We start from the raw sequence: 18604 nt of genomic DNA, 5'->3' as shown, positions 1-18604 counted from the left end.
CACGCGATAAACAATAACTATAGCCGGGCTCGAACCCGGCTTTTTTATAACAACACAACACCAATATATCGCAAGGAATACAACATGCTCCCCGTAATCACCCGGCTGTTCCCGTTATGGGCGCTGCTGCTCTCTGTTATTGCCTACTTCACTCCCACTACCTTCACGCCTATTGGGCCGCTGGTTCCCTCGCTGCTGATGCTGATTATGTTCGGCATGGGCGTGCATCTAAAGGTGGACGATTTTAAACGCGTACTGTCACGACCTGCGCCAGTTGCGGCGGGGATTTTCCTGCACTATCTGGTGATGCCGCTCGCTGCCTGGCTGCTGGCGCTGGCTTTCCATATGCCGCCGGAGCTGTCCGCCGGGATGGTGCTGGTGGGTAGCGTGGCCAGTGGAACCGCGTCGAACGTGATGATCTTTCTGGCGAAGGGCGATGTGGCACTGTCGGTCACTATTTCGTCCGTCTCCACGCTGGTTGGCGTGGTCGCCACGCCGTTACTGACCCGCCTGTACGTCGATGCGCATATTCAGGTCGATGTGATGGGTATGCTGCTCAGCATTCTGCAGATTGTGGTGATCCCGATTGCTATGGGTCTGGTTATCCACCACCTGTTCCCACGCGTGGTGAAAGCAGTAGAGCCTTATCTGCCAGCGTTTTCGATGGTCTGCATTCTGGCGATTATCAGCGCAGTGGTCGCCGGTTCCGCGTCGCATATCGCGTCCGTAGGCTTTATGGTGATTATCGCGGTTATTCTGCACAACACCATCGGCCTGCTCGGCGGTTACTGGGGTGGTCGTCTGTTTGGTTTTGATGAGTCGACCTGCCGCACGCTAGCCATTGAGGTCGGCATGCAGAACTCCGGGCTTGCCGCGGCGCTGGGGAAAATCTACTTCGGGCCGCTGGCCGCGCTTCCGGGCGCACTGTTCTCCGTATGGCATAACCTGTCTGGGTCACTGCTGGCGGGGTACTGGTCAGGGAAGCCTATCAAGCAGACAAAGCAAAAATAAACTCGTAGCCCGGCGGCGCTTTGCCTGGCCGGGCTACAAAGATATGCCCCTTTGCCGTACACTGGGTTAACTATCCGATTGAGGGCAACCCTTATGGCACTCCCCCGCATTACGCAAAAAGAGATGACCGAGCGCGAGCAGCGTGAACTGAAAACCCTGCTCGACCGCGCGCGCATTGCGCATGGCCGTCCGCTGTCCAACGCGGAAACCAATAGCGTGAAAAAGGAGTACATCGATAAGCTGATGGTTCAGCGCGAAGCCGAAGCGAAGAAAGCCCGCCAGGTGAAAAAACAGCAGGCTTATAAACCGGATAGCGAAAGTTCGTTTTCGTGGTCGGCGAACACGCCGACGCGCGGCAGGCGTTAACGGCCTTTCTTTTTACGTCCCGGCGCAGTGAAACGCTTACCGTTTCCATTGCCCGCCGGGCGCGCTGGTTTCTCGCTGGTCTTTTCCATCTTCACCACCGGGCGCTTGATACCGGCGGTTTTCGGCTTGGCCTTCACCTTCGGCTTAGCTTCGGAGGAGGAATTTTCAATCAGCTTGAACAAATCCACCAGCTCATCGTCGGTCAGGTCGCGCCACTCACCCAGCGGGATCCCCGTCAGGCTGACGTTCATAATGCGCGTACGCTCGAGCTTGGTCACTTCAAAACCGAAGTGTTCGCACATGCGGCGAATCTGACGGTTTAAGCCCTGCACCAGGGTAATACGGAAGACGAAAGGCGCCTCTTTCTTCACCTTACACTTCTTCGTCACCGTACCCAGAATCGGTACGCCCGCGCCCATCCCGCGAATAAATTCATCGGTAACCGGCTTGTCGACGGTGACCAGATACTCTTTCTCGTGGTCGTTGCCGGCACGCAGGATCTTGTTCACCAGGTCGCCGTGGTTGGTGAGGAAAATCAGCCCTTGGGAGTCTTTATCCAGACGGCCAATCGGGAAGATACGCTTGCTGTGGTTAACGAAATCCACAATGTTGTCGCGCTCGCCGTCTTCGGTGGTACTGACGATACCGACGGGTTTATTCAGCGCAATCAGCACCAGATCATCCGCTTCCCGCGGCTCAATCAATCGACCGTTCACTTTCACAACGTCGCCCGGCACAACCTGATCGCCAATGGTGGCGCGCTTACCGTTGATAAAGACGTTGCCTTGTTCGATAAAGCGATCCGCTTCGCGACGCGAGCAGATGCCGCTTTCGCTGATGTATTTATTTAATCGGGTGGATGAGTCTGGCAGCATAAATTCTCCTGTAAAAGCGAAATATACCCTACCTTTCGGGTGAGAAAAAATAGTCCGCGACAAATCATTGTTTTCATCACGCCCTTTCTGCACAAAAGTGCATGCCTATGACCAGCGGCTTTTCCATAAATACGCTTGAACTCCCGGCATGACGGCGTTATACCAGATCGAGAACCCGTTTTTACGCTTTGCACATATGTGCAGGAGTCAGCCACTTCAATGGAAAACAGCGACGATATCCGCCTGATCGTGAAAATTGCCCAGCTTTATTACGAGCAGGAGATGACGCAGGCGCAAATCGCCCACCAGCTGGGGATTTATCGCACTACCATCAGCCGCCTGCTCAAACGCGGGCGCGAGCTGGGCATCGTGACCATCGCCATCAACTATGACTACAACGATAGCCTGTGGCTGGAAGAGCGGCTGAAGCAGAAATTTGGCCTGAAAGAGGCCGTCGTGGCACCGCTGGAGAGCGAGACAGGAATTTACGGCGCGCAGCTGTTTGAACGGCTGCTGTCGCCGAACGCCGTGATTGGTTTCGGCTGGGGCCGCGCGGTCAGCGCGCTGGTCGAGGCGTTACCGCAGTCCAGTCAGCCTCGTCCGCTGGTGTGCGTGCCTATCGTTGGCGGCCCCTCTGGCAAGCTTCCTAGCCGCTACCACGTCAACACGCTGACCTACAGCGCCGCCACACGACTCAAGGGCGAGTCGTATCTCGCTGACTTCCCGGCTTTGCTGGATAACCCGCTGATTCGCCAGGGCATCATGCAATCTCCGCATTTTCAGACGCTGGCCGAGTACTGGCAGCGTCTGGACATCGCGCTGGTTGGCATCGGCTCCCCCGCTATTCGTCATGCGGCCAACTGGCAGGCATTTTACGGTAATGCGCAAAGCGATGAGCTGGAGGCGCTTCAGGTGGCAGGAGATATCTGCTCGCGCTTTTTTGCCGCTGACGGCACGCCCGTTGCTACCGCAATGCAGGACAAAACGCTCTCCATTGAGCTCAAAACCTTAAAGCAGGCTCGCTATATCATCGGCCTGGCAAGCGGTGAAGAGAAGCATGCCGCTATCCTTGGTGCGCTGCGCGGGCAGCATATCAACGCGCTGGTCACCGACCGGGCCACCGCAGAATATTTAGTGCAGTAAAACATTAACGAGGACATGACCATGATTAACCGCGATACCCAGCTGTGCATGTCGCTTGCCGGCCGCCCCGGCAACTTTGGCACGCGCTTTCATAACTATCTGTATGAGAAACTGGGGCTGAATTTTATCTATAAAGCGTTTACCACGCAGGACATTGAGGAGGCGGTGAAAGGCGTTCGCGCGCTGGGTATCCGCGGCTGTGCGGTGTCGATGCCGTTTAAAGAGAGCTGCATGGTATTTCTGGATGCTATCGATCCCTCGGCCAAAGTCATCGACTCCGTCAACACCATCGTCAATGACAACGGCCATCTGACCGGGTTTAACACTGACTACATCGCGGTAAAAAACCTGATTACCAGCCACCAGCTTGATACCTCCGCCCGCGTGATGATTCAGGGCAGCGGCGGGATGGGGAAAGCGGTGATTGCCGCCTTCCGCGACGCAGGCTTTAGCGATGTGATTATCGCCGCCCGCAACGAGGCCAACGGCACCGCGCTGGCAAAACAGTACGGCTTCCAGTGGCAGGCACAGCCGGACGGTGACGGTATTGATATTCTGGTTAACGTCACGCCTATCGGCATGGCGGGCGGCAAAGAGAGCGAGCAGCTCGCCTTTAGTGAAGCGATGGTGGCACGCGCCAGCGTGGTCTTTGACGTGGTGGCCCTGCCGCCGGAAACGCCGGTGATTCAGCTCGCCCAGCGCTTGGGGAAAAAGACCATCAGCGGTGCTGAAGTGATTGCTCTGCAGGCAGTGGAGCAGTTTGTGATGTACACCGGCGTAAGGCCGGACGATGCGCTGGTAGCTGAGGCGGCGGCGTTTGCCAGAGCGGGATAGTAGACACGGTAGGCCATCTGCGAGCCCGCCTCCTGACTCTCTACTGCAACATCGTGAACTACATCAGTAAGCGGCCCGACGCAGGGTGGTAACATGCCGCCCTGCTCGATAATTTTCTGATGAATAGGAGAAATGATGGACTTACTTCTGCTGAGTAACTCGACGCTGCCGGGTAAAGCCTGGCTGGAACACGCGCTGCCGCTGATTGCCGGGCAGTTGAACGGCCGCCGTCGCGCGGTGTTTCTGCCGTTTGCGGGCGTGACGCAGACCTGGGACGAGTACACTGCAAAAACCGCCGCCGTTCTGGCGCCGTTAGGCGTGACGGTCACCGGTATCCATAGCGTGGCAGACCCTATCTCCGCGATTGAAAATGCCGAGGTGATTATCGTCGGCGGCGGCAACACCTTCCAGCTGCTGAAAGAGAGCCGCGAGCGCGGGCTGCTGGCACCAATTGTCGACGTAGTGAAGCGCGGCGCGCTGTACGTCGGCTGGAGCGCGGGCGCTAACCTTGCCTGCCAGACTATCCGCACCACTAACGATATGCCGATTGTCGATCCGAAAGGGTTTGATGCGCTGGGGCTGTTCCCGCTGCAGATTAACCCACACTTCACCAACGCGCTGCCGGAAGGCCATAAGGGCGAAACCCGCGAGCAGCGTATCCGCGAACTGTTGGTCGTGGCGCCGGAATTAACGGTGATTGGTCTGCCGGAAGGCAACTGGATTCAGGTGGCAAACGGGGAAGCGACGCTTGGCGGGCCGCGTACCACCTATGTGTTCAGAGCGGGAGAAGAGGCGGTCGCGCTGGAGGAAGGGCATCGCTTCTGAGCCGTAAACCCGGGGGCGGCGTAAACGCCTCGCCCGGGCTACGTATCATCAAGGTAGCCCGGCCGAGCGCAGCGACGCCGGGGTTGCACTAGTAATCGTCGCGATCGTCGTCTTCATCCGGCTGCTCCAGCACGCTGTAGGCAACGGAGCAGAACAGCGAGTTCAGGCGCAGCATGTCACCCAGCAGCGCCAGGTGCAGCGTACTGGTTTCAATACTCTGCACGTTCTGCTGGTGCAGACGGTCGACGTGCGCGTGGGCGTAGCGGCGGTTCAGAATGCGGAACCGGTGCTTGCTGCGACGCAGGCGACGGGCGCTGGTGACGTCACCGGCAAAGAAGACCGACATCGCCAGCTGCAGGTTGCTTAACAGCAGCTCATACAGCGCTTCCAGCTCTTTTAACCCCTCAACAGAGAAGGCACGACGCGCGGCCAGCGATTTGTCGGCGATCTCGCTGCCCATGCGCTCAATAATGTCCGAGGCCTGTTCAAGGTTAAGCGACATTTCGATAATCTCCGCCCAGCGGCGGGACTCCTCTTCCGCCAGCTCATCTTTCGGCATTCGCGCCAGATAGAGCTTGATGGCGGTGTAGAGCACGTTGATATCATCCGCCTGCTTACGCAGGTTTTTCTCTTCACGCGGCTCGCCGTGCATCACCTTCTTTAACCCATCCAGCATCTGCTCGGTGGCATCACCGATGCGCAGCGTTTCGCGGGCGGCATTGGCCAGCGCCAGCGTTGGAGTATCCAGCGCGGTCACGTCCAGGTGCTTCGGCTTGAGGTTGGCATCCAGCTCCGGCTCATCGCGGATCAAGCGCTTACAGAGTCGTGCCATCGGCTCGGCGAACGGCACCATCGCCACGCAGCGAATCAGGTTATAGAAGACGTGGAAGTAGATAACCAGTTCGGACTCCGGCAGCGGCAGCTTGTGCATCACGTCGGCCAGCATATGGACGAACGGCAGAATAATCAGGCTGCCCACCAGCTTGAACAGCAGGCTTCCCAGCGCTACGCGGCGGGCGGCGGCGTTCGCGGCGCTGTTGTTGAGCATCGCCAGCAGGCCAGAGCCCAGGTTGGCGCCAATCACCAGGCACAGCGCCACCGGGAAGGAGATAATCCCTGCGGTGGTCAGCGTCGCGGTCAGCAGTACTGCCGCCAGGCTGGAGTAACTGATGATGGCAAACACCGCACCAATCAGGGCATCCAGCAGAATATCGCCGGTCAGCGAGGCAAAAATCACCTGTACGCCGTTGGCTTCGGTAATCGGCCTGACCGCCTGAACAATTAATTCCAGCGCCAGCAGGATGAGCCCCAGGCCAATTCCGACGCGGCCAAGTTGCCCTTCGCGGGTCTGCTTGCGGCCAAGGAAAAAGGCCACGCCGATAAATATCAGCAGCGGCGACAGCCACGATAGATCGAAGGTCAGGATACGCGCCATCAGCGCGGTCCCCACGTCGGCGCCCAGCACAATCACCAGCGCGGGCGTCAGGGCGACCAGATCCTGCGCGACAAAGGAGGTCACCAGCATGGTGGTGGCGTTACTGCTCTGGACCAGCGCGGTAACACCAATACCCGCGCAGAAGGCGAGCGGTTTTTTCTCGACGCTGCGGCTGAGCACGGTACGCAGGCGCGCGCCGAAGACGCGCATCACGCCAGTACGCACGATATGGGTGCCCCACACCAACAGCGAGACGGCAGAAAGCAGGTGCAGCAGAGTTAACACGGAATCATTTTCTCCTTATTGTTATGGGTTCCTGGGGCTCATGATGTCGGCATAGTGCCTGATGACGCTGCGCTTATCAGGTCGACAAATCATCCCTGTGCTGGCCGAATAAGGTATGCAACGCGCGTGAGCTTTCTTTCAGTATAAGGGTTTACGCACAATAAAGAGACAGGGCGCCCTAAGAGCGCCCTGTTAGTTGTAAGGAAAGATGACGGTTTTGTGAATCAGTCGGCATCGTAGCCGAGGTTCGGCGCCAGCCAGCGCTCCACTTCCGCCACGCTCATCCCTTTACGGAAAGCGTAATCCTCAACCTGGTCGCGCTGAATCTGCGCCACCGCGTAGTACTTGCTGTCCGGGTGGCTAAAGTACCAGCCGGAAACCGACGCGCCAGGCCACATGGCGAAGGATTCAGTCAGCTTCATGCCGGTGTGGGTTTCCACATCCAGCAGCTCCCAGATGGTGCCCTTCTCGGTGTGTTCCGGGCAGGCCGGGTAGCCCGGTGCCGGGCGAATACCCTGATAGTTTTCGCGGATCAGCTCTTCATTGCTCAGGTTTTCATTCGGCGCATAGCCCCAGTAAACCTTACGCACGCGCTCGTGCAGATACTCGGCGAAGGCTTCCGCCAGACGGTCGGAAATCGCCTTCACCATGATCTTGTTGTAATCATCGTGCTGCGCTTCAAACGCATCGGCCAGTGCATCTTCTTCCAGACCGCCGGTTACCGCGAAGGCACCGATGTAGTCCGCTTTGCCGGAGGTTTTCGGCGCGACAAAGTCAGACAGACAGTAGTTCGCAAAGCCGACTTTCTCCGTCTGCTGGCGCAGATGGCGGCTGACGGTCAGCACGTGGGTGCGCGTTTCGTCGCGATAGATTTCCACATCGTCACCCACGCGGTTGGCCGGGAACAGCCCGACGACGCCACGAGGGTTGAGGGATTTCTCCGCGCTCAGTTGATCGAGCATGTCGTTGGCATCTTTGAACAGGCGCTTCGCCTCTTCACCCACCACTTCATCTTCAAGAATGCGCGGGTACTTCCCGGCCAGCGACCAGGTCATAAAGAACGGCGTCCAGTCGATGTAGTTACGTAGCGTTTCGATGCTGGCTTCCACTTCCTGCACGCCCAGACGATGCGCCACCGGCGGGGTGTAGTTTTCCCAGTCGAACGCCAGATCGTTTTCACGCGCCGCAGTCAGCGTTACCGGCGGCGTGCGTGGTTTCTTACGCCCGTGCTGAATACGCACGGTTTCGTACTCTTTACGCGTACGAGCAACAAAGTCGTCGTGCTGGGTATCCGAGAGCAGTGCCGCGACAACGCCAACGGTGCGCGAGGCGTTCTGTACATAAACCGTTGGGCCGCTGTAGTTCTGCTCGATTTTCACCGCGGTGTGCGCTTTGGAGGTGGTCGCGCCGCCAATCAGTAGCGGAATGGTAAAGCCCTGACGCTCCATTTCTTTTGCCACGTTGACCATTTCATCCAGCGACGGGGTAATCAGGCCAGAGAGACCAATCAGATCCGCATTCACCTCTTTGGCGGTTTTGAGGATTTTATCCGCCGGGACCATCACGCCGAGGTCGATGATTTCGTAGTTATTACACTGCAACACCACGCCAACGATGTTTTTGCCGATGTCGTGTACGTCGCCTTTCACGGTCGCGATAACCATCTTGCCGTTGCTGGAGCCTTTCTCTTTGCTGGCTTCAATGTACGGTTCAAGGTAGGCCACTGCCTGCTTCATCACGCGGGCCGATTTCACCACCTGCGGCAGGAACATTTTGCCCTCGCCGAACAGGTCACCGACCACGTTCATGCCGTCCATCAACGGCCCTTCGATAACCTCAATCGGGCGCGCGGCCTGCTGGCGGGCTTCTTCAGTATCGAGTTCGATAAATTCGGTAATGCCTTTCACCAGCGAGTATTCGAGACGCTTTTTCACGTCCCAGCTACGCCATTCCGCCTGTTGCGCGTTGGCGGTCTCGTCGGTTTTGCTGCCGCGATATTTCTCGGCCAGCTCCAGCAGACGCTCGGTGCCGTCGTCGCGACGGTTGAGGATCACATCCTCTACCGCATCGCGCAGCTCGGCCGGCAGGTCGTCATAAATCGCCAGCTGACCAGCGTTAACGATCCCCATGTCCATGCCGTTACGGATGGCGTAGTAGAGGAACACCGCGTGAATCGCTTCTCGCACCGGGTCGTTGCCGCGGAACGAGAACGACACGTTAGAAACACCGCCGGAGATCAGCGCATGTGGCAGTTCGCGTTTGATGTCTTCACAGGCGCCGATAAAGTCCTGCGCGTAGTTGTTGTGCTCTTCAATGCCGGTAGCCACGGCGAAGATATTCGGGTCAAAGATGATGTCTTCCGGCGGGAAGCCCACCTCTTGGGTCAGAATATTGTAGGCGCGGCGGCAAATCTCAATTTTACGTTCGCGAGTGTCAGCCTGGCCCACTTCATCAAAGGCCATCACTACCATCGCCGCGCCGTAGCGACGCACCTTTTTCGCGTGTTCGATAAACGGCTCAACGCCCTCTTTCATCGAGATGGAGTTGACGATGCCCTTGCCCTGGATGCACTTCAGCCCTTTTTCAATAACCTCCCATTTGGAGGAGTCGATCATAATCGGTACGCGGGCAATATCCGGTTCACCGGCAATCAGGTTGAGGAAACGCACCATCGCCGCTTCGGCGTCAAGCATCCCTTCATCCATGTTGATGTCGATAATCTGTGCACCGCTTTCCACCTGCTGGCGGGCCACGTCCAGCGCTTCGTTGTATTTTTCTTCTTTGATCAGGCGTTTAAATTTCGCCGAGCCGGTGACGTTGGTACGTTCGCCGACGTTCACAAACAGGCTGTCGTCGCCGATGTTCAGCGGCTCAAGGCCGGACAGACGACAAGCGACCGGCAGATCCGGCAGCTTGCGCGGCGGCAAGCCTTCAACCGCGCGGCTCATCGCCGCAATGTGTTCTGGGGTGGTGCCGCAGCAGCCGCCGACCACGTTGAGGAAGCCCGCCTGCGCCCATTCCTGAATCTGGGCCGCCATCGTGTCGGCATCGAGGTCGTACTCGCCGAAGGCGTTCGGCAGACCGGCGTTCGGGTGCGCGGTCACGTAGCATTCCGCAATACGCGACAGCTCCTGCACATACTGGCGCAGTTCATCCGGGCCTAACGCGCAGTTGAGGCCGAAGGTCAGGGCGTCGGCGTGACGCAGGGAGTTATAGAACGCTTCGGTGGTCTGGCCGGAGAGCGTACGCCCGGAGGCGTCGGTGATGGTGCCGGAAATCATGATCGGCAGGTCAACGCCCAGCGCTTCAAACTCTTCCTTCACCGCAAAAATCGCCGCTTTGGCGTTCAGGGTATCGAAGACGGTCTCAATCAGGATCAGGTCGCTACCGCCCTCCACCAGCGCTTTGGTGGATTCACGGTAGGCCGCCACCAGTTGATCGAAGGTGACGTTACGGTAAGCCGGGTCGTTGACGTCCGGTGAGATAGACGCAGTACGGTTGGTTGGGCCAAGCACGCCTGCGACGTAGCGCGGTTTATTTGGCGTACGTGCCGTCCATTCGTCTGCACAGGCACGTGCCAGCTTCGCAGCAGCAAAGTTAATCTCCGCCGACAGAGACTCCATCTGGTAATCCGCCATGGCGATGATCGTGGAGTTAAAGGTGTTGGTTTCAATGATATCCGCGCCCGCTTCAAAGTAGGCGTTATGGATAGCGCTGATCACCTCCGGCTTGCTGAGCACCAGCAGGTCGTTGTTTCCCTTCAGGTCACAGGGCCAGTCGGCGAAACGCTCGCCGCGGAAGTCCTGCTCGCTCAGACGATAGCCCTGGATCATGGTGCCCATGCCCCCGTCCAGAACCAGAATACGTTCATTTAACTGCGCACGCAGTTGCTCCACTTTGCTGCTCACAAGCACTCCCGACACCGCTCAACGAAACCCAGACATAAAAAGGCAATAAAGCATACTGGCATAAACTGTGAGGGTGGAAAAGGAAACAACTTGCTACTTGAGACATGTTCAACATGACTCATCGGAGCAGTAATACGAACGGTTGTATTATAATCAATAAAAACGAAAACAATTTCCACGATACAGAAAGGAGTTGCGATGGTTGCCAACGTTCCTGCGAAACGCGGTAGAAAACCCGCCCCTGCCGCTGCCCCCGCAACTGGCCAGGTACAATCACTGACCCGCGGCCTGAAGCTGCTGGAGTGGATTGCCGAATCCCATAGCAGCGTCGCGCTGACCGAACTTGCGCAGCAGGCTGGGCTGCCGAACTCCACCACGCACCGCCTGCTCACCACCATGCAGCAGCTGGGGTTCGTGCGTCAGGTGGGTGAACTGGGCCACTGGTCCGTGGGCGCGCACGCCTTTATCGTCGGCAGCAGCTTCCTGCAAAGCCGTAATCTGCTAGCAATTGTCCACCCGATTCTGCGCAAGCTGATGGAAGACTCCGGCGAAACGGTGAATCTGGCGGTGCTGGATAAGAGCGATCATCAGGCGATTATTATTGACCAGGTACAGTGTACGCAGCTGATGCGTATGTCCGCCCCGATTGGCGGCAAGCTGCCAATGCACGCCTCCGGCGCGGGCAAGGCATTTTTATCTCAGCTGAGCGAAGAGGAAGTTACCAGCCTGCTGCACCGCAAGGGGCTGCACGCTTACACCCACGCGACGCTGGTATCGCCGGTGCACCTGAAGGACGATTTGGCCCAGACGCGCAAGCGCGGCTATTCGTTTGATGATGAAGAGCATGCGCTCGGCCTGCGCTGCGTGGCATCGTGTATTTACGATGAGCACCGCGAGCCGTTTGCGGCTATCTCCATCTCCGGGCCGATTTCCCGTATTACCGACGACCGGGTCACCGAGTTTGGTGCGATGGTGATTAAGGCGGCAAAAGAGGTAACGCTGGCGTACGGCGGGATCCGATAAGAAAGATTGAGTAGCCCGGCCGAGCAAAGCGACGCCGGGGAAGCTCGGAGCAAAACCCCGGCGTCGCTTTGCTCGGCCGGGCTACATCAGGTGTAGCGTACGCTGAAACGCTGGCGGCGACGGTAGGCATAAACGTCTTCTACATGCCCATTTTTGATACGCGTCTGCAGGCCGCGCCAGTAGTCGGCGCTGAGCAGGTCGGCGTGCATTTCCTCAAACAGCGGCCCGATACGCGGGTCGGCGCACAGCCAGTGGCGGAACTCCTCCGGGAAAACATCCCCCGGCGACACGCTGTACCAGGGCTCGCTGGCGAGCTCGTCTTCCGGGTAGCGCGGCGGCGGAATGTCGCGGAAGTTGACCTCCGTCATATAGCAAATCTCATCGTAGTCGTAGAACACCACGCGGCCATGGCGGGTGACGCCGAAGTTTTTAAACAGCATATCGCCAGGGAAAATATTGGCGGCAGCAAGCTGACGAATGGCGTTGCCGTACTCCTCCACCGCATCACGCAGCGGCTGGCCCTCCACCCGCTCCAGCCAGATATTCAGCGGCACCATTCGGCGTTCGATGTAGAGATGGCTTATCGCAATTTTATCGCCCATATCGACGATCTTACCCGGCACTTCCTGCAACAACAGCGCCATTAACGCAGGCGCAATCTGCTGCTTATCCAGCACAAAGTTTTCAAATTCCTGGGTATCCGCCATGCGGCCCACGCGGTCATGCTCTTTTACCAGCTGATAGCAGGCGCGCACGTGAGCGGCAGACATCTCTTTTTGCGGCGCAAAGCGGTCTTTAATGACCTTAAACACCCGGTCAAAGCCCGGCAGCGTAAACACCAGCATCACCATCCCGCGAATGCCCGGTGCTTCGATAAACTGCTCGTCGGTGCTGGCGATATAGTTCAGGTACTCACGATAGCTTTCGGTTTTCGCATGCTTCTGGCAGCCAATCGCCATATACAGTTCGGCAGTGGTTTTACCCGGCAGGATCTCCCGCAGCCACTCCACCAGGGCGGCGGGCAACGGGGCATAAACCATAAAGTAGGAACGCGCGAAGCCAAAGACGATACTCGCCTCTTCGGTGGTGGTGAGGCAGGTATCGACGAAAAGCTCCCCTTCATCAGTGCGGTGAATTGGGATTAAAAACGGCAGAGTGCCGTTTGGCGTGATGAGTTTACCGATAAGCCAGGCCGCTTTATTACGGTAAAACAGCTCGTTAGCAATTTGCAGATGCGCACGCTGCAGCATCTCAGCGCCCAGCGTTTCGCTCAGGTGCGCCATAATGTAGCCGACATCGCGGAATTTATTTTGCCACGGCAGACGTAGCGGCAGGTCGCTGAGCATTTTGAAAATCACCGCTTCCCAGCCATATTCGGGGAAGAAGTCTTTCGCTAGCGGCCGGGGGATAGCGCGGAAGCGGCGTTCCGGCTGCGAGCTGAAAATAAATAACCGCTCGGGGCTAAGCGAGCGGTGATCGAATAATCGACAATAGACCGAGTTAAAAAAGCTCTCGGCAATTTCAAAGCGCGGATAATCCGGCAGCAGTCGGGTGTACTGCGCCTTAACGCGCAGCAGAAAATCCGCATCGGTGCTTTTACCATCGGTAATGCAGCGCAGCTGTTCAACCACCAACCCCACGTGGTGGTCGTACAGATGGATACGGCTTTTCATCGCCTGCTGAACCGCATGCCAGTCGGCCTGTTCAAACCGTTGCTGTGCGCCGGAAGTGACTTCCAGAAAACGCCCATACTGGGCGTCAAATCCCTGCAAAATGGTCTGCGCAATCAGTAATTCCAGGCCTCGCGTCATCAATTCTCTCCATCCGGCACCGAGTCATGCCGGATGGCGCGTTCGCTTATCCGGCCTACATGTCGTTGTAGGCCCGGTAAGCGCTGCGCTACCGGGCAGTAATCAGAACTGCGATTCTTCAGTCGAGCCGGTCAGCGCGGTCACCGAGGAGGTGCCGCCCTGGATAATAGTGGTGACATTATCGAAATAGCCGGTGCCCACTTCCTGCTGGTGAGAAACGAAGGTGTAGCCATCTTTCGCCGCCGCGAACTCAGCCTGCTGAACCTTCTCAACGTAGTGCTTCATCCCTTCGCCCTGGGCGTATGAGTGCGCCAGGTCGAACATGTTGAACCACATGCTGTGGATGCCCGCCAGGGTGATGAACTGATATTTGTAGCCCATATCTGACAGCTGCTGCTGGAAGCTGGCGATGGTTTTATCATCCAGCTTTTTCTGCCAGTTGAACGACGGCGAGCAGTTGTAGGCCAGCAGCTTGCCAGGGTATTTCGCGTGGATCGCATCGGCAAAGCGCTTCGCCAATGCCAGATCCGGGGTGGAAGTTTCACACCATACCAGGTCAGCATACGGCGCGTAGGCCAGGCCGCGGCTGATCGCTTGTTCAATGCCCGCATGGGTGCGGTAGAAACCTTCGCTGGTGCGCTCGCCGGTAATGAAGTCGCTGTCGTACGGGTCGCAGTCGGAGGTGATGAGATCTGCCGCATCTGCATCAGTACGGGCGATCAGCAGGGTCGGTACGCCCATCACATCGGCCGCCAGACGCGCAGCAACCAGCTTCTGAATCGCTTCCTGAGTGGGTACCAGCACCTTGCCGCCCATGTGACCGCATTTTTTCACTGAGGCCAGCTGATCTTCGAAGTGTACTGCCGCTGCACCGGCTGCAATCATCGACTTCATCAGTTCAAACGCGTTCAGTACGCCGCCGAAGCCGGCTTCCGCATCGGCGACAATCGGCAGGAAATAGTCCACATAGCGCGGGTCGTTTGGCTCAATACCGTTCGCCCACTGAATTTGATCCGCACGACGGAAGGTGTTGTTGATTCTGTCGACCACCGCCGGGACGGAGTTCGCTGGATAGAGCGACTGGTCCGGGTACATGCTGGAGGCCAGGTTCGCGTCTGCCGCCACCTGCCAGCCGGACAGGTACACCGCTTCAATACCCGCTTTCGCCTGCTGCAGCGCCTGACCGCCGGTCAGCGCGCCAAGGCTGTTGACGTAGCCCTTTTTCGATTCACCGTGCAGCAAACGCCACATTCTGGCAGCGCCGAGCTGGGCCAGCGTACATTCCGGGTTAACCGACCCGCGCAGTTTCACCACTTCTTCCGCGCTGTACGGGCGACGAATGCCCTCCCAGCGAGGCTGCGTCCACTCTTTTTGTAAATCTTCGATTTGTTGGGTACGAGTTTTCATGTGCAGATGCTCCATATTGTTATGTGGTGAATTACGCCAGCAGGCGGTAGCCAGGCAGGGTCAAGAAGTCGATAAGTTCGTCGGAGGTGGTGATCTGCTCCATCAGGCGTGCGGCATCATCGAAACGGCCGCCGCTGAAGCGCGCATCGCCCAGCTCGTCTTTGATAACCAGCAGCTCTTCGGCCAGCATCTGGCGGAACAGCGGTTTGGTAACCGGTTTGCCGTTGCTCAGCGTCTTCTGATGGTGGATCCACTGCCAGATGGAGGTGCGGGAGATCTCAGCGGTTGCCGCATCTTCCATCAGGCCATAAATCGGTACGCAGCCGTTGCCGGAGATCCAGGCTTCGATGTACTGCACCGCCACGCGAATGTTGGCGCGCATTCCCTCTTCCGTACGCTCACCGTCGCACGGTGACAGCAGTTCTTCAGCGGTAATCAGCGCGTCGTCAGCGCGGGAAACGGCTAACTGGTTTGGACGCTCGCCCAACACCTCGTTAAACACCGCCATTGCGGTATCCGCCAGACCGGGGTGCGCCACCCAGGTGCCGTCGTGGCCGTTATTGGCTTCCAGCGATTTATCCGCCTTCACCTTGTTCAGCACCTGCGCGTTGCGCTCGGCATCTTTGCTTGGGATAAACGCCGCCATGCCGCCCATCGCGAAAGCGCCGCGTTTGTGGCAGGTTTTAATCAGCAGGCGCGAGTAGGCGCTGAGGAATGGTTTATCCATTGTCACTACCTGACGGTCCGGCAGTACGCGGTCCGGGTGGTTCTTCAGGGTTTTGATATAGCTGAAGATGTAGTCCCAACGGCCGCAGTTCAGGCCGACAATATGGTCACGCAGCGCGTGCAAAATTTCGTCCATCTGGAAAACTGCCGGCAGCGTTTCAATCAGCAGCGTGGCTTTGATGGTGCCGCGCGGCAGGTTGAAGCGATCTTCTGCGAAGCAGAACACCTCGTTCCACCAGGCCGCTTCCTGCCAGGCCTGCGTTTTCGGCAGATAGAAATAGGGGCTGCTGCCTTTTGCCAGCAACGCTTTGTAGTTGTGGAAGAAGTAGAGCGCGAAATCAAACAGGCTGCCCGGGATGGCTTCACCGCGCCATGTGACGTGTTTTTCCGGCAGATGCAGGCCACGCACACGGCAGATGAGCACCGCCGGATCGGGCTTAAGCTGGTAAATTTTGCCCGCATCGTTGGTATAGCTGATGGTGCCATTGACGGCATCGCGCAGGTTGATCTGGCCTTCAATCACCTTGTTCCAGTCCGGCGCGAGGGAGTCTTCAAAATCGGCCATGAACACTTTGACGTTCGCGTTCATCGCGTTAATCACCATTTTGCGCTCAACCGGCCCGGTGATTTCTACGCGACGATCCTGCAAATCAGCCGGAATACCGCGAACCGTCCAGTTACCCTCTCTAATGGAAGCGGTTTCCGAAATGAAACCGGGGAGTTTACCGTCATCGATATCCTGCTGCTGCTGAATACGTGCAGCCAGCAGCTTATTGCGTTTAGGCGTAAATCGGGTCACCAGTTCGGTCAGAAATTCCACCGCTTCCGCAGTCAGAACTTGCTGTTCCTGCGCGCCAGAAGGCTTCAGAAAAGCCAGTTCATCGGTTGTTGTGGCCTGTTGTGTCATGGTGCAGCTCCTCGTGAGTGATCCGAATAGTTTCCCCGCCAGCTGAGCAGAAGATCGTTGTGTGGTTTTCGCTCAACGTTTTTAATCCTAATCAATAAAATTAAAAAAACAAAAACAATTTCCATTTTTAATTAAAAACAAATACAACTTATTGATTAGTAATAAGATAAAAATTTATTTTGCACTGGGGGTGATTTCGGAAACAAAAAAGGCACTCGAAGGTGCCTGATTGAGAATGCTGAAACGCTTTAGGATCGTGGAAGGTAGAAGATCAATCCAGCGTAGGGTTCATATTCCGCAGATCATACGGAGTGATCTGGTAGACGTAGTAGTTGAGCCAGTTAGCAAACAGCAGATTTCCGTGGCTGCGCCAGGTCGCGTGCGGTTTGTTATTCGGGTCATCTTTCGGGAAGTAGTTATACGGCACTTCCGGGGTTAAACCGGCATCCACATCGCGGAAAAATTCGCTCGCCAGGGTATGCGCATCATATTCCGGGTGGCCGGTAACAAAGGCGATACGCTTATCTTTGCTGGCAAACAGATAGGCGTCACCACCTTCCGTTTCGGCGAGAATTTCCAGGTCGGTATAGTCACGAATCAGCTGCGCCGGGAAGTCGGCATAGCGAGAGTGCGGGGCCAGGAAGCTATCATCAAAGCCGCGCGTCAGCAGGGCATGCGGGTGGAGAATGTGGTGTTCATAAACGCCGGAGAGCTTGTCGTTGCGGGTTTGCTTGGGAATGCCATAGAGAATATTGAGCGCGGCCTGTACCGCCCAACAGACAAACAGCGTCGACGTGACGTGATCTTTGGCCCACTCGAGCACCTGTTTGATCTGCGGCCAGTAGGCAACGTCGTTAAATTCTACCAGCCCAAGCGGCGCACCGGTGACGATCAGACCATCGAAGTTCTGGTCGCGAATGTCGTCGAAATTGCAGTAAAAGTTATTAAGATGCTCCGTTGGTGTATTACGCGACTCGCGCGCATCGATACGCAAGAGCTGGATATCCAGCTGCAGCGGAGAGTTTGACAGAAGACGTAAAAATTGGTTTTCTGTCTCAATCTTCTTCGGCATCAGGTTGAGTATCAGCACCTTCAAAGGACGAATTTCCTGACCCGTAGCACGCGACGTGGTCATCACAAAGACGTTCTCATCACGCAAGAAATTGACGGCTGGTAGCTCGTCCTGCACCCGAATCGGCATAACCTTATTACCTCACAGCATACGTATAAACGTTTAGACATCCAGACAGCTAACGATACCCAGATTTCCGTTAAATGTCGAGTCTGCAAGTTGAAGGTGAGAAAGTTTCAATTACTAATAAGGTAGAATGTTGAAACGATTCGAAAAGGAGAAAAACGATGATAATTCGACGTTCACAGCGCCATGAGGGCGAACGACTGATTGCGATTTGGTGTCGTTCGGTCGATGCGACGCATGATTTTCTTTCCGCGCAGGATAGGGCCGATATTGAGGTCCAGGTACGGGCATTTCTGCCGGAAGCCCCGCTCTGGGTGGCGGTAGATGATAATGATGTGCCGGTGGCGTTTATGCTGCTGTCTGAGCATCATCTGGAGGCGCTATTCGTCGATCCTGATGCACGAGGAACCGGCGTGGGGCGCAAGTTGGTTGAACATGCGCTGTCGCTGATTCCCGATCTGACCACGGATGTTAACGAGCAGAATGCGCAGGCGGTGGGGTTCTATCAGAAGATGGGGTTTGTCGTGACCGGCCGGTCGGAGACGGACGATCATGGGCGACCTTATCCGTTGCTGCATTTACGTTATTGCGGTGCATCCCCGGAGTCGGCGTAAACGCCTCGTCCGGGCTACCAGATCCGTTGCCCGGGCGAACGCAGTGACCCCGGGATGTTCACCGCACTTTCACTTTCCACAGACGAAAAAAAGCCCATCCGTCAGGATGGGCTTCTTCACTTAATTGATGCCTGGCAGTTCCCTACTCTCGCATGGGGAGACCCCACACTACCATCGGCGCTACGGCGTTTCACTTCTGAGTTCGGCATGGGGTCAGGTGGGACCACCGCGCTACA

General features: G+C 57.0%; 14 protein-coding genes and 1 rRNA gene. 7 read left to right on the top strand and 8 right to left on the bottom strand.

Annotated elements, in window-relative coordinates; all coding sequences use genetic code 11:
* Positions 1 to 84 precede the first annotated feature (84 nt).
* Both panS and FHC49_RS17795 read left to right on the top strand, forming a co-directional pair.
* Positions 85 to 1011 carry a ketopantoate/pantoate/pantothenate transporter PanS gene (gene panS / locus FHC49_RS17800; RefSeq protein WP_220440465.1) on the top strand — a complete coding sequence of 309 codons (927 nt, stop codon included), beginning with the start codon at positions 85 to 87 and terminating at the stop codon, positions 1009 to 1011.
* Between the two features lie 93 nt (positions 1012 to 1104).
* Complete coding sequence (locus FHC49_RS17795; protein ID WP_220440464.1) at positions 1105 to 1377, top strand: DUF3811 domain-containing protein; 273 nt, start codon at positions 1105 to 1107, stop codon at positions 1375 to 1377.
* Here FHC49_RS17795 and rluF read toward each other — a convergent pair.
* Positions 1374 to 2252 (bottom strand): 23S rRNA pseudouridine(2604) synthase RluF, encoded by an 879-nt coding sequence (gene rluF / locus FHC49_RS17790; RefSeq protein ID WP_185668431.1) that lies wholly within the window; start codon positions 2250 to 2252, stop codon positions 1374 to 1376. The two genes, FHC49_RS17795 and rluF, sit on opposite strands and share 4 nt — an antisense overlap.
* A gap of 219 nt (positions 2253 to 2471) precedes the next feature.
* Here rluF and FHC49_RS17785 point away from each other — a divergent pair, with 219 nt between their 5' ends.
* From FHC49_RS17785 to pepE, 3 genes are all read left to right on the top strand, one after another.
* Positions 2472 to 3395, top strand: a complete 924-nt coding sequence (locus FHC49_RS17785) for a sugar-binding transcriptional regulator (protein WP_220440463.1) — start codon at positions 2472 to 2474, stop codon at positions 3393 to 3395.
* Between the two features lie 21 nt (positions 3396 to 3416).
* The gene (locus FHC49_RS17780) at positions 3417 to 4229 is read left to right on the top strand and encodes a shikimate 5-dehydrogenase (protein WP_220440462.1); all 813 of its coding nucleotides are present in this window, start codon (positions 3417 to 3419) and stop codon (positions 4227 to 4229) included.
* Between the two features lie 135 nt (positions 4230 to 4364).
* Positions 4365 to 5054, top strand: coding sequence for a dipeptidase PepE (pepE, locus tag FHC49_RS17775; protein WP_185668505.1), 690 nt, complete (start codon positions 4365 to 4367; stop codon positions 5052 to 5054).
* Positions 5055 to 5142: 88 nt separating this feature from the next.
* Here the strand turns inward: pepE and FHC49_RS17770 are convergent, their stop codons facing one another.
* Both FHC49_RS17770 and metH read right to left on the bottom strand, forming a co-directional pair.
* Positions 5143 to 6774, bottom strand: a complete 1632-nt coding sequence (locus FHC49_RS17770) for a Na/Pi cotransporter family protein (protein ID WP_185668428.1) — start codon at positions 6772 to 6774, stop codon at positions 5143 to 5145.
* 224 nt (positions 6775 to 6998) lie between these two features.
* Complete coding sequence (metH, locus tag FHC49_RS17765) at positions 6999 to 10682, bottom strand: methionine synthase (protein WP_220440461.1); 3684 nt, start codon at positions 10680 to 10682, stop codon at positions 6999 to 7001.
* 198 nt (positions 10683 to 10880) lie between these two features.
* Between metH and iclR the strand changes: the two genes are divergently transcribed.
* Positions 10881 to 11705 carry a glyoxylate bypass operon transcriptional repressor IclR gene (gene iclR / locus FHC49_RS17760; protein ID WP_185668426.1) on the top strand — a complete coding sequence of 275 codons (825 nt, stop codon included), beginning with the start codon at positions 10881 to 10883 and terminating at the stop codon, positions 11703 to 11705.
* An 86-nt stretch (positions 11706 to 11791) separates the two neighbouring features.
* Here iclR and aceK read toward each other — a convergent pair whose 3' ends face one another.
* From aceK to metA, 4 genes are all read right to left on the bottom strand, one after another.
* Positions 11792 to 13516, bottom strand: a complete 1725-nt coding sequence (gene aceK / locus FHC49_RS17755) for a bifunctional isocitrate dehydrogenase kinase/phosphatase (protein ID WP_185668425.1) — start codon at positions 13514 to 13516, stop codon at positions 11792 to 11794.
* A 102-nt stretch (positions 13517 to 13618) separates the two neighbouring features.
* Complete coding sequence (gene aceA / locus FHC49_RS17750; protein WP_185668424.1) at positions 13619 to 14923, bottom strand: isocitrate lyase; 1305 nt, start codon at positions 14921 to 14923, stop codon at positions 13619 to 13621.
* Positions 14924 to 14954: 31 nt separating this feature from the next.
* Positions 14955 to 16556 carry a malate synthase A gene (gene aceB / locus FHC49_RS17745; protein WP_220440460.1) on the bottom strand — a complete coding sequence of 534 codons (1602 nt, stop codon included), beginning with the start codon at positions 16554 to 16556 and terminating at the stop codon, positions 14955 to 14957.
* 271 nt (positions 16557 to 16827) lie between these two features.
* Positions 16828 to 17757: a homoserine O-succinyltransferase gene (gene metA, locus FHC49_RS17740; RefSeq protein ID WP_185668422.1), complete on the bottom strand. Its 930-nt coding sequence runs from the start codon at positions 17755 to 17757 to the stop codon at positions 16828 to 16830.
* Positions 17758 to 17915: 158 nt separating this feature from the next.
* Here metA and FHC49_RS17735 point away from each other — a divergent pair, with 158 nt between their 5' ends.
* Positions 17916 to 18368, top strand: a complete 453-nt coding sequence (locus FHC49_RS17735; protein WP_220440459.1) for an acetyltransferase — start codon at positions 17916 to 17918, stop codon at positions 18366 to 18368.
* Between the two features lie 129 nt (positions 18369 to 18497).
* Here the strand turns inward: FHC49_RS17735 and rrf are convergent.
* Positions 18498 to 18604: ribosomal RNA gene (gene rrf, locus FHC49_RS17730) — 5S ribosomal RNA — on the bottom strand; the annotation flags it as partial.

This window comes from Kluyvera sp. EC_51, assembly GCF_019584505.1.
Taxonomy (GTDB): domain Bacteria; phylum Pseudomonadota; class Gammaproteobacteria; order Enterobacterales; family Enterobacteriaceae; genus Kluyvera; species Kluyvera sichuanensis.
The sequence above is the reverse complement of the archived record's forward strand: the minus strand, read 5'-3'. Positions and strand labels throughout refer to the sequence as shown.

Bases quoted from the DNA above. Each gene is read 5' to 3' on its own strand.
- metA (WP_185668422.1), bottom strand. From the start codon at position 17,757: ATGCCGATTCGGGTGCAGGACGAGCTACCAGCCGTCAATTTCTTGCGT.
- aceK (WP_185668425.1), bottom strand. From the start codon at position 13,516: ATGACGCGAGGCCTGGAATTACTGATTGCGCAGACCATTTTGCAGGGA.
- pepE (WP_185668505.1), top strand. From the start codon at position 4,365: ATGGACTTACTTCTGCTGAGTAACTCGACGCTGCCGGGTAAAGCCTGG.
- aceA (WP_185668424.1), bottom strand. From the start codon at position 14,923: ATGAAAACTCGTACCCAACAAATCGAAGATTTACAAAAAGAGTGGACG.
- panS (WP_220440465.1), top strand. From the start codon at position 85: ATGCTCCCCGTAATCACCCGGCTGTTCCCGTTATGGGCGCTGCTGCTC.
- FHC49_RS17735 (WP_220440459.1), top strand. From the start codon at position 17,916: ATGATAATTCGACGTTCACAGCGCCATGAGGGCGAACGACTGATTGCG.
- FHC49_RS17785 (WP_220440463.1), top strand. From the start codon at position 2,472: ATGGAAAACAGCGACGATATCCGCCTGATCGTGAAAATTGCCCAGCTT.
- iclR (WP_185668426.1), top strand. From the start codon at position 10,881: ATGGTTGCCAACGTTCCTGCGAAACGCGGTAGAAAACCCGCCCCTGCC.
- aceB (WP_220440460.1), bottom strand. From the start codon at position 16,556: ATGACACAACAGGCCACAACAACCGATGAACTGGCTTTTCTGAAGCCT.
- rluF (WP_185668431.1), bottom strand. From the start codon at position 2,252: ATGCTGCCAGACTCATCCACCCGATTAAATAAATACATCAGCGAAAGC.
- FHC49_RS17780 (WP_220440462.1), top strand. From the start codon at position 3,417: ATGATTAACCGCGATACCCAGCTGTGCATGTCGCTTGCCGGCCGCCCC.
- FHC49_RS17795 (WP_220440464.1), top strand. From the start codon at position 1,105: ATGGCACTCCCCCGCATTACGCAAAAAGAGATGACCGAGCGCGAGCAG.